Raw genomic sequence first — 10,652 nt, 5'->3', positions numbered from 1 at the left:
CCCCCCCCCCCCCGCTCCCCCCCGCGCCCCGCCCTTACCCCGGGGTTCGGGGGGGGCCCCCCCCGCCAAAGCGGGGTCTCGGCAGGGTCAGACGTAGATGCCGCGCTGCTCCATGAAACGCACGGGGTTCGTGTACCCGCCGTTGATGTAGACCTCGAAGTGCAGGTGGCAGCCGAACGAGCGGCCGGTGTCGCCGGCATACGCGATGACCTGACCGGAGCGCACCCACTGGCCGCTGCGCACGTTGATGCCGCCCGGCTTGATGTGCGCGTACCCGGTGCTGATGCCGCCGCCGTGCTGGATGCGGATGTAGTTGCCGTAGTTCCCGTTCGGTCCCGCGTAGTCGACCGTGCCGGAGTTGGCGGCGTAGATCGCGGCCCCACAGCCGTTGGCGAGATCCGCACCGTAGTGGAAGCTCGACGAGCATCCCTGAGGACCGCAGATGGGGGTGCGCGGCCCGTAGCTCGAACTGCGTGCGCCGCCGTGCGGACGTACCCAGCCGCCGCTGCCGGCCGAGCCGCCGCCACCGCCGCCACCACCACCGCCGCTGGTCCCCCGGCCGGCGGCGGCAGCAGCCGCGGCCGCCGCCGCTGCCTCGCGCTTGCGCCGGGCTTCCTCTTCCCGCCGTCGCGCCTCGACACCCGCCTGGTACCCCGCGACCGTCTTGGTCGTGGTGTCCTTGAGCGCCGCGAGCTGGGCCTTGAGGGTCTCGAGGTTCGCCGCCTGCTCGTCGAGCGCCGCCTGCGCGGCGTCCGCCGCCTGCTGCGCCGCGACCATCTTCTGCTCGGCGACCTGCTGCAGGCGGTCGCGCTCGTCCCGGGCGACGTCGGCCTGAGCCGTCAGCGCCTGGGCGGTGTCGCGCGCCGAGACGGCGTTGTCGTAGGTCGTCTGGTTGTACTCGAGGAACTTGTTCATCGTGCCGAGGCGCGACAGCAGCTCATCGGCGTTGGCGCCCGATCCCGCGAAGAACAGCTCCAGGGCGGTGTCGTCGCCGCCACTGCGGTAGAGCTGGGCGGCGACCTGACCGGCCTTCTTCGCGGTCTCGTCGGCGAGCGCCGCCTGCTCATCGGCCTGAGCCTGCAGCGTCTCCGCCTCCGTGATCGCCGCGAAGTACGCCTGCTGCGCCTCGTAGAACTCATCCGACGCGACCTGCGCGGCCGCCTGCGTCTCGGCGACCTTGCGCTCGAGCGACTGGATCAGCCCCTGGATACGGGTGACCTCGCCGGCCTTGGCCGCTTCGTTGCTCTTCGCCCGCTGGACGTCGTCCCAGCTCGGGTAAGACGCGGCGTGCGCGGCGGTGACGCCCGAGCCGACGCCGAAGGCGGCAAGCGCGACCACTCCCAGCGCGCCGATCCCGAAGGCATGGCGCCGGCTGACCGGCTGGTTCCACAGCGCGCCGCGCTCGGCTGCGGTCGGCGCGCAGCCGCACTCCTCGGCCGCCGTCGCCGCGGCCTTGTCCACGTTCCGATCCCGCACAAGGCTCCCTTCGCCCGCTGCTCATCGTCCCCCGCCCCTGGTCCCTATCGGCGACGACGCGCCCGCCGTGAGAAAGATCCCCTCCGGTCCCGACCCCGCGCTAACGCGGCGCAGCGCCCGGCCGACAGTCCTCTCCGACAGCCCAGGACGGGCCGTCGGTTCCCCGCTCTCGGGCGGGGCGAGCTTTTTCCAGGATGGAGCCCATGATCGTCCTCACGCGCCTGAACCGTTCCCGGTTCGCGGTGAACCCCGACCTGATCGAACGTGTCCAGGCCACGCCGGACACGACGATCATGATGGTCGACGGCGCGACCTTCGTCGTCACGGAGACGATGGACGACGTGATCGCCCGCATCACCCGCTTCCGCGCCGGCGTCCTCGCGACCGCGGCGGCGCTGGTCGCCGCTGGCACCGAGGACGTCCGACCCGGCGCTCCCGTCGCAGGAGGGGATTCCTGATGGATCCGTCCCTCATCCTCGGGCTCGTCCTCGCGTTCGGCGCCCTGATCGCCATGATCAACCTGGAGGGCGCGACGGTCGGGTCGCTCCTGCTGCCCGCGCCCATGGTGCTCGTCTTCGGCGCCACGATCGCGGTCGGCCTCGCCAGCGGCACGCTGCGCGACGCGCTGCACGCCGTGAAGTCGCTCCCGCGCGCTTTCCGCGGTGAGCGGCGCACCGCCCAGAGCACGATCGACACCGTGGTCGGCTATGCGGAGAAAGCACGCTCCGAGGGTCTGCTCGCGCTGGAGCAGGGCCTGGACGAGGAGAAGGATCCGTTCCTGCGGCAGGCCCTGCAGAGCATCGCCGACGGCACCGACGCGGAGGATCTGCGGGTGCTCCTCGAGGACGAGCTCACCTCGACCGCCGCCCGGAACCGCACCGCCTCACGCTTCTACATGACCCTCGGCGGATTCGCCCCCACCGTCGGCATCATCGGCACCGTGGTCAGCCTCACCCATGTGCTGGAGAAGCTCGACAAGCCGGACACCCTCGGACCCATGATCGCCGCGGCCTTCGTCGCGACACTGTGGGGCCTGCTGTCGGCGAACTTCATCTGGCTCCCGATCGGCGGCCGCCTGCAGCGCCTCGGTGAGCTGGAGCTGGAGCGCATGACGGTACTGATGGAGGGCATGCTCGCCGTCCAGGCCGGCGCCGCCCCCGCCCACGTCCGCGAACGTCTGAGCGCGCTCGTCTCCGACCGCTCCCCCGGCCGCTCCCGCCGGCGCGAGCAGCCCGCGGAGACGGAGGCGCACGAGGACCTCTTCTCATGAGCGTGCGCACCCGACGCCGTGTCCAGGAGTCCGAGCACAGCGGACCGGACGAGCGCTGGATGGCGTCGTACCTCGACATGGTGACGGTGCTCATGTGCATGTTCATCGTGCTGTTCGCGATGTCGACCGTGGACCAGGAGAAGTTCGAGGCCCTCAGCGCCTCGCTCGCGACGGGTTTCGGGCAGGAGCCCTCGGACGACGTCGACGTGACCAGCGGCGTGGTCGTGCCTCCGGAGCTCATCGACGACGAGGGCGAGGACTTCGCGGACACGGGTCTGGAGGCGGCGCAGCGCGAGTTCGACGAGCTGTCCGCGCTGCGCGAGCGGCTGCGCCAGGTTCTCGCCGAGCGCGGATTGGAGACCGACGTCACGTTCACCATCGACGAGCGCGGGCTGACGATCGGGCTCGTGAGCGCGGAGACGTTCTTCACCACCAACAGCACCGATCTCAGCCCGGCCGCGACGCAGGTGCTCGACGCCCTGGGGTCCGTCCTCATCTCCGCCCCGAACGAGATCTCCGTGGAGGGGCACGCCGACGCCCGCGGGTCGGTCGCGCCGTTCCCCACCAACTGGGAGCTTTCCGCCGGACGCTCCACCCAGGTGCTGCGCTACCTCGTGGAGGCAGCCGGACTGCCGCCGGCCCACCTCAAGTCCGTCGGCTTCGGCGACACCCGTCCGGTGGCCGCCGGAAGCACCCCCGAGCAACTCGCGGAGAACCGCCGCGTGGACATCGTCATCCTCTCCGACGCCAGCGAGGAGGTGCGAGCGCTGATCCCGGCTGCGGGTGCCGCGCAGACCTCCCCCTGACCCGCCACTAACGCACGCCGATCACCGCCCGATAGTCGGGTTCGTGGTGATGGATGACGGCGTGCGCTCGCGAGTGCGCGCGGAGACGGCGACCGCCGACGTCGAGGTCTACGACTTCGGACGCGCGGCGACGCTGTCGCGCGAGCACGCCCGCACCCTGGAACTCGCGTTCGAGACGTTCGCGCGTCAGTGGTCGGCCCAGCTCAGCGGCAAGATCCACGTGCGCGCGACCATCGCCGTCGAGCACGTCGGCATGCTCACGTACGGTGAGTATGCACAGTCGCTGCCGACGACGACGACCATGATCGTGTGCGCGCTGCCGGACTCCGACGAGCGTCTGATCGTGCAGGTTCCGATCCCGACCGCGACGTCCTGGATCGTGCAGATGGTCGGCGGCAGGGTCACCACCACCGCCGAGGACCGCACGTTCACGCCGATCGAGCAGGCCCTGATCCGGTCGTTGATCGGAGACGCGATCGATCACCTCACCAGCAGCCTCGACGGCCTGCTGCCTGCCGGCGTCGCCGTCGCCGGCATCCAGTACAGCTCCCAGTTCGCGCAGGTCGCCGCCGCCGGGGAGCCGGTGATCGTGGCCCGGCTGTCGATGCGCCACGGCGGTCGGACGGTGCCGGCGAGCATCATGCTGCCCGCCTCGGTGCTCGCCGGGTTCGCGGTGCGGGCCTCCGACGCCGACCGGTCCGAGACCCCTGGCCTCGTGCGCCGCCAGGTGGAGTCGACTCCGGTCGAGATCGCCCTCCGGCTGGCGCCGCGGAGCGTGCTCCCCCGCGAGGTGCTCGATCTCGCCGTCGGGGATCTGCTGCCCCTGCCGCACGCCGCCGACCGCCCGATGCTCCTCACCGTCGGCGACCAGACCGTCGCGACTGCGGCCGTCGGGAGCGCCGGCGCCCGCCTCGCCTGCGTCGTGACCGCCACCGTCCCCGAAACCGCCCCCGCTCAGGAGTCCGCGTGATCAGCACCACCGCCTACGAGTCCGCCGTCGCCGCCGCGTTCGCGGCGCGACTGCCCACCGCCGCACCGGTCACCGCCCGCGCCTCCCAGGTGTCCGGCGACACCGGCGAGGCGGTCGTCGCGCAGTTCGTGGGCGAGGCGAGCGCCCAGCTCGCCGTGCAGCTCCTCGATGCCGATGTCCTCGTCGACGGTCTCAGGGACCGTCCGCTCACCGACCGGCTGCTGGATGCGCTCGAGGCCGCCGCGACCGCCCTCGGTCCCGGGCTGCTCGGCGAGGCCGCGGTCGGCGACGCCTCGGCCGTGTTCGCCGACCCGCAGACCCAGCTCTTCGACCTCGTCGACCACACCGAGCGCACCATCGGCCGGCTCGCGGTCCGGATCACGCATCGACCGGCGCGTCCGACCGGAGCCGACGGCCGCCTGCACCGCATCGCGGGTGTCGAGATGGAGCTCACGGTCGAGATCGGCCGCACCCGCATGGCGGTCCGCGACGTGCTCGACCTCGAGCCCGGTCGCATCGTGGAGCTCGATCGCTCCGCGGGCGCCCCCGCCGACGTCAAGCTCAACGGCCGCACGATCGCGCATGGCGAGGTCGTCGTCGTCGACCAGGACTACGCGGTGCGGATCACCCGCATCCTCGAGAACGTCGAGGCCTGACCCTGGACGACCTCCTGCTCGCGCTGCGGGTCGGGCTGTCGCTCGCCGCCGTCCTCGGGCTGCTCTGGTTCCTGCAGCGCCGGGTCTCGAAGACCCAGGCGCGGCGCCGCGACGCCGAGGCGATCACGGTGCTCGGGCGGCAGGGCATCGGCCCGAAAGCGCAGCTCGTGGTCGTGCAGACCGACGATGCCCGTTACGTGCTCGGGGTCACCGAGCACGGTGTGAGCGTCGTCGACCGGCTGCCCCTGCGGCCGGAGCCCTCCGCGTCCGAGGAGGCACGCCCGCCGGCCACCCGCACGGCCGACGACGCCGAGTTCGACCGCATCCTCGCCGCCGCCGCACTCACGAGCGCGCCCCCGGCGGTCAGCCCGGCACCGGAGCTCCGTCGCCGCGTGCGGCACCGCAACGACCCGCTCCGCGGCTCCATCCTCTCCCCCGACACCTGGCGGCAGACCGCCGAGGCCCTGCGGCGCGCACGATGACCGCGACCCGTGCCGTCGATCGCGGTCGCGCCTCGCGGCTGCTCGTCCTCGTCGCGGTCGCGATCCTCCTCGCCGTCGTCCTGATCGCCCTCACCGGCACCGCCGCGCACGCGGAGGTCACCCCGGACGACGGCGAGGGTGTGACGATCGACATCAACGGCATCGACGGCGGCCCCTCCGGCTCGATCCTCACCCTGCTGGGGATCACGCTCCTGTCGGTGGCCCCTGCGCTGCTGCTGATGATGACGTCGTTCACGAAGATCTTCGTCGTGCTCGCCATGACGAGGAACGCGCTGTCGCTCCCGACGATCCCGCCGAACCAGGTGCTCGCGGGCCTGTCGCTGTTCCTGTCGCTGTTCATCATGTGGCCGGTCCTGACCGAGATCAACACACTGGCCGTGCAGCCGTACATCGACGGCGCGCTCACGTTCACGCAGGCCGTGGACGTCGGGCAGGCCCCCCTGCGGGAGTGGATGCTGCACTACACGCGCGAGGAAGACCTCGCGCTGATGACCCGGATGGCCGGGCAGGACAACCCGGAGGACGCCGCGAGCGTGCCGATGTACACGCTCATCCCGGCGTTCATGATCTCGGAGCTGCGGGCGGCCTTCATCATCGGCTTCGTGATCTTCGTGCCGTTCCTCGTGATCGACCTCGTCGTGGCGGCGGCGCTGATGTCGATGGGCATGATGATGCTCCCGCCGGTCATGATCTCGCTGCCGTTCAAGATCCTGCTGTTCATCCTCGTCGACGGGTGGGGGCTCATCATCAAGGCGCTCCTGGAGAGCTACGGAGGTGTGGGATGAGTCCCGAAGCCGTCCTCGACATCGGCGCCCAGGGTCTGCTGATCGCCGCCAAGCTCGCCGCCCCGATGCTGATCACGGCCCTCGTGGTGGGCTTCGCGATCTCGCTGCTGCAGTCCATCACCCAGGTGCAGGAGGTGACGCTGTCGTTCGTGCCGAAGATCGTCGCGGTGGGCATCGCCCTGCTCATCGCGGGGAACTGGATGATCGCCGAGATCATCGCCTTCACGAACGAGATGTTCGCCCGCATCCCGTCGCTGCTGAGCGGATGAGCCCGTGTTCATCCCGATCGACTTCGCGTGGCTGGAGGCCACCCTGCTTGCCGCTGTGCGGATCACGGCGTTCATCATGATCGCCCCGCCGTTCTCGTACGGCGCGATCCCGGTGCGCGTGAAGGCGATGCTCTCGATCGGACTGTCGCTCGCGGTGGGGGCTGCCGTCGCGCCCGGGTACGAGAGCCTGGACACCGGGCCGTTCCTCGGCGCGCTCGTGATCCAGCTCCTCACGGGCGCCCTGCTCGGGTTCCTCGTGCTGCTGTGCTTCTCCGCGGTGCAGGCCGCGGGCAGCCTGATCGACGTGTTCGGCGGCTTCCAGCTCGCCCAGGCCTTCGATCCGGCGGCGATGGTCAACGGCGCGCAGTTCACCCGGCTGTTCCACCTCACCGCGCTGACGCTGCTGTTCGCCTCCGGCGGCTATCAGCTCATCCTCGCCGGGCTCGCCCGCAGCTTCGACGCGGTGCCGGTCGACGGCATCTTCCGCGTGGCGGGACCGACGGAGCTGCTCGTGGACGGGGTGTCCCAGATGGTGCTGGCGGCCGTGCAGATCGCGGGCCCTCTCGTCCTCGTGCTCTTCCTCGCCGACGTCGGGCTCGGGCTCATCACGCGCGTGGCGCCGGCGCTCAACGCCTTCGCGATGGGCTTCCCCGTCAAGATCCTCCTCACCCTCCTGCTCGCGGGCGCCGTGTACGTCGCGTTCCCCGGCATCGTCGACGCCCTCGCCACCCAGGCGTTCCGCCTGATGCAGGGGGTGACGCCGTGAGCGGATCGGACAGCGGCGAGCGCAGCGAGAAGGCCACCGAGAAGCACCTCCGCGAGGCCAGGCAGAAGGGGCGGATCGCCCGCAGTCAGGACCTCACGGCATGGCTCGGCATCGGCGCCGCCGCCGTCATGATGCCGGCCGCCATCGCCGCGGGCACGGCCGCCGGCACCGAGCAGCTGGTGACCCTCGCCGGACTCATGCAGGCGCCTTCTCCGGAAGCCGCCCTCGCCGCCCTGGGGCGGGCCCTCGCCTCGGTGCTGCCCACGCTGGGAGCGCTGCTGGCGGCGGTCGCGATCGTGACGCTGTTCGGCGCGGTGGTGCAGGGCGGCGTGCACCTGCGGAAGCTGTCAGGGCGCTACGAGCAGTTCAACCTCGTCTCCGGAGTGCGGCGCGTGTTCGGCCTGCAGGCGCTGTGGGAGGGGGCGAAGGCGCTGCTGAAGACGGCCGCCATCGCCCTCGCCCTGTGGGTCGTCATCTCCGGGCTCATGCCCGTGCTCACGGCGAGCGGCGCCCATTCGGTCTCCCGGCTGCTCGGCACCGCGGCGGACGGCACCGCGGCACTGCTGCAGACCGCCATCGCCGTGGGTCTGGTGCTCGCCGCGATCGACCTGTTCGTCGTCATGCGCCGCAACCGCAAGCACACGCGCATGACCAAGCGCGAGGTGCGCGACGAGAACAAGAACTCCGAGGGCGACCCGCTCATCCGCCAGCAGCGCCGGTCGCGCCAGCTCGCCGTGAGCCGCAACCGCATGATCGCCGCGGTCGCCGGTTCCGACGTCGTCGTCGTCAACCCCACGCACATCGCCATCGCCCTGGAGTACGACCCCGGCACGTCCGCCCCGCGGGTCGTCGCGAAGGGCAGCGGCGTCATCGCCGAGCGGATCCGCGAGAAGGCGCTCGAGTCGGGCGTCCCGCTGGTCCGCGACATCACCCTCGCCCGCGCTCTGCACGCCGCCTGCGAGCTGGGTCAGGAGATCCCCGAAGACCTCTACAACGCCGTGGCACGGGTCCTCGTGTTCGTCGACGCGCTCCGGCGCCGAGGCGCCGCCCGCGGCATCCACTCGCTCCCCTACCGGAGGACCGTATGAAGAAGCTTCTCACCACGCTCGGGGTGCCGATCGGCGTCGTCGGCATCATCATGCTGCTCGTCGTCCCGGTGCCGCCGTTCCTGCTCGACGTGCTGATCATCCTCAACATCATGTTCGCGCTGGTGATCCTGCTCACGTCGATGTTCGTGAAGAAGCCGCTCGACTTCTCGGTGTTCCCCTCGCTGCTGCTCGTGGCGACGCTGTTCCGGCTGGGGCTCAACGTCGCCTCCACCCGCCTCGTCCTCGGCGAGGCGTACGCGGGACAGGTGATCGAGGCGTTCGGGGCGATCGCGGTGGGCGGCTCGCTCATCATCGGCGCCGTGGTCTTCCTCATCCTCGTCGTCATCCAGTTCGTGGTGGTCACCAAGGGTGCAGAGCGCGTGGCCGAGGTCGGCGCCCGGTTCACGCTCGACGCGATGCCGGGCAAGCAGATGGCCATCGACGCCGATCTCAACGCCGGTCTCATCAGCGACACCGAGGCCAGGGAGCGTCGGGCGGAGGTGGCCGCCGAGTCCGACTTCTACGGCGCGATGGACGGCGCCTCCAAGTTCGTCAAGGGCGACGCGATCGCCGGACTCGTGATCATCATCATCAACCTCGTGGGCGGCATCGCGATCGGCCTCGTCCAGCACGGCATGTCGATCGACCAGGCCGTCAGCACGTACAGCCTGCTCACGATCGGCGACGGCCTGGTCACCCAGATCCCCGCCCTGCTCATGGCGGTCTCGACCGGCATGATCGTCACCCGCTCGACCGCCGAGGCCGAGATGGGCACGGCGGCGTCGACGCAGCTCGGCCAGTCGCGCAACGCCCTCATCATCGCCGGATCCGCAGCCATCGTGATGTCGCTCATCCCGCACATGCCGATGCTCCCGTTCCTGGCGATCGGCGCCCTGCTTCTCCTGATCGCCCAGCGCATCACCGCGACGCGCAAGCGGGAGGAGGCGGAGGCCGCGCTGGCCCCCGCTCCGGTGCCCGCAGACCAGCCGGAAGAGCTCATCGAGCGCATGCGGGTGCACCCCCTGGAGATCCTCCTCGCGCCGGACATCGTGGATCTGGTGACCGGCGGCCCCGACGACCTCCTCGCCAGGGTGAAGGCGCTGCGGCGCCGCATCGCGCTCGACCTCGGCCTGGTCACGCCGCCCGTGCGCACCAGGGACAGCATCGAACTCCCCCAGGCCACCTACGTCATCCGCATCGCCGGCGTCGAGACCGGGCGGGGCACCGCGCCGACCGGATCGGTGCTGGCACTCGGACAGGGTCTGGACAGCCTGCCGGGGACCGCCGCCCTGGACCCGGTGTTCGGCCTCGAGGGCAAGTGGATCCCGATGGAGATGCGACACAGCGCGGAGTTCGCCGGGGCCACGGTGATCGACAGGGCGAGCGTCATCATCACGCACCTGTCGAGCGTGATCCAGACGCACGCCGCCCGGCTGCTCACCCGGGAGGACGTGCGCCAGCTCACCGACGCGCTCAAGCAGGTCTCGCCGTCGGCGGTCGAGGAGCTCACGCCCGCGCTGCTGTCGCTCGCGGAGGTCCAGCGGGTGCTGCAGGGGCTGCTCGCCGAACGTGTGCCGATCAACGACCTCAGCCGCATCTACGAGGCGCTCGCGCTGCGTGCCAAGGTCTCGACCGACCCGGAGGGACTGATCGAGGCCGCCCGCGCCGCACTGGGGCCGGCCATCGCCTCCCGCTTCGCGGAGGACGGCACGCTCCGCGTCGTCATGATCGCGCCGCTGCTGGAGCAGGCCATGCTGGAGAGCCTCCGTCCCGGCGACGAGGGCTCGCAGATCGTCTTCGACCCGCCGCGGATGGAAGCGGTGATCGCGTCGGTGAAGCAGGCCGTGGCCACGCAGACGGATGGCGGTGAACCGGTGCTCGTATGCGCCCCGTCGCTGCGTCCGGCCGTGCGGCGGCTCGTGTCGGCGCAGACCGACGGCCTCCCCGTCCTGTCCTACACCGAGGCGACGTCCGCATCGCTGACGATCGAGACGATCGGCGTGGTCCGCGACTCCTCCACCGCGTCGCTGGGGGCCGCCCCCTCCGCACCAGTAGGCTGAACG

At 71.2% G+C, this 10,652-nt stretch carries 12 protein-coding genes; 11 read left to right on the top strand and 1 reads right to left on the bottom strand.

Annotated features, from left to right (window positions below):
• Nucleotides 1-87 precede the first annotated feature (87 nt).
• Entirely contained in the window at nt 88-1,461 is a 1,374-nt protein-coding gene (locus tag WFJ36_RS10530; protein WP_336643251.1) for a M23 family metallopeptidase, read from the bottom strand.
• Nucleotides 1,462-1,679: 218 nt separating this feature from the next.
• Between WFJ36_RS10530 and WFJ36_RS10525 the strand changes: the two genes are divergently transcribed.
• The 11 genes from WFJ36_RS10525 to WFJ36_RS10475 are packed head-to-tail and all read left to right on the top strand — an operon-like array spanning nt 1,680 to nt 10,649.
• On the top strand, nt 1,680-1,934 hold the full coding sequence (locus WFJ36_RS10525) for a flagellar FlbD family protein (RefSeq protein ID WP_071327502.1): 255 nt from the start codon (nt 1,680-1,682) through the stop codon (nt 1,932-1,934).
• Nucleotides 1,934-2,746, top strand: a complete 813-nt coding sequence (locus WFJ36_RS10520; protein ID WP_071327503.1) for a motility protein A — start codon at nt 1,934-1,936, stop codon at nt 2,744-2,746. The genes WFJ36_RS10525 and WFJ36_RS10520 overlap by 1 nt, the downstream gene beginning before the upstream one ends.
• Entirely contained in the window at nt 2,743-3,552 is an 810-nt protein-coding gene (locus WFJ36_RS10515) for an OmpA/MotB family protein (RefSeq protein WP_071327504.1), read from the top strand. The genes WFJ36_RS10520 and WFJ36_RS10515 overlap by 4 nt, the downstream gene beginning before the upstream one ends.
• A 49-nt stretch (nt 3,553-3,601) precedes the next feature.
• On the top strand, nt 3,602-4,522 hold the full coding sequence (locus WFJ36_RS10510) for a flagellar motor switch protein FliM (protein WP_071327505.1): 921 nt from the start codon (nt 3,602-3,604) through the stop codon (nt 4,520-4,522).
• Complete coding sequence (fliN, locus tag WFJ36_RS10505; RefSeq protein WP_071327506.1) at nt 4,519-5,178, top strand: flagellar motor switch protein FliN; 660 nt, start codon at nt 4,519-4,521, stop codon at nt 5,176-5,178. The genes WFJ36_RS10510 and fliN overlap by 4 nt, the downstream gene beginning before the upstream one ends.
• Complete coding sequence (locus WFJ36_RS10500; protein WP_313391150.1) at nt 5,175-5,660, top strand: FliO/MopB family protein; 486 nt, start codon at nt 5,175-5,177, stop codon at nt 5,658-5,660. Before fliN ends, WFJ36_RS10500 begins: the two co-directional genes overlap by 4 nt.
• The gene (gene fliP / locus WFJ36_RS10495; protein WP_071327508.1) at nt 5,657-6,466 is read left to right on the top strand and encodes a flagellar type III secretion system pore protein FliP; all 810 of its coding nucleotides are present in this window, start codon (nt 5,657-5,659) and stop codon (nt 6,464-6,466) included. The genes WFJ36_RS10500 and fliP overlap by 4 nt, the downstream gene beginning before the upstream one ends.
• A complete protein-coding gene (gene fliQ, locus WFJ36_RS10490) occupies nt 6,463-6,735 on the top strand; it encodes a flagellar biosynthesis protein FliQ (protein WP_025104366.1) in 273 nt (90 codons plus the stop codon). Before fliP ends, fliQ begins: the two co-directional genes overlap by 4 nt.
• Nucleotides 6,736-6,739: 4 nt before the next feature.
• Entirely contained in the window at nt 6,740-7,501 is a 762-nt protein-coding gene (locus WFJ36_RS10485; RefSeq protein ID WP_071327509.1) for a flagellar biosynthetic protein FliR, read from the top strand.
• On the top strand, nt 7,498-8,589 hold the full coding sequence (locus tag WFJ36_RS10480) for an EscU/YscU/HrcU family type III secretion system export apparatus switch protein (protein WP_071327510.1): 1,092 nt from the start codon (nt 7,498-7,500) through the stop codon (nt 8,587-8,589). The genes WFJ36_RS10485 and WFJ36_RS10480 overlap by 4 nt, the downstream gene beginning before the upstream one ends.
• Nucleotides 8,586-10,649 carry a flagellar biosynthesis protein FlhA gene (locus WFJ36_RS10475; protein WP_071327511.1) on the top strand — a complete coding sequence of 688 codons (2,064 nt, stop codon included), beginning with the start codon at nt 8,586-8,588 and terminating at the stop codon, nt 10,647-10,649. Before WFJ36_RS10480 ends, WFJ36_RS10475 begins: the two co-directional genes overlap by 4 nt.
• Nucleotides 10,650-10,652: the final 3 nt, after the last annotated feature.

It is taken from the genome of Microbacterium sp. MMO-113 (genome assembly GCF_037148555.1).
In the GTDB taxonomy this organism is placed as follows: Bacteria; Actinomycetota; Actinomycetes; order Actinomycetales; family Microbacteriaceae; genus Microbacterium.
The sequence above is the reverse complement of the archived record's forward strand: the minus strand, read 5'-3'. Positions and strand labels throughout refer to the sequence as shown.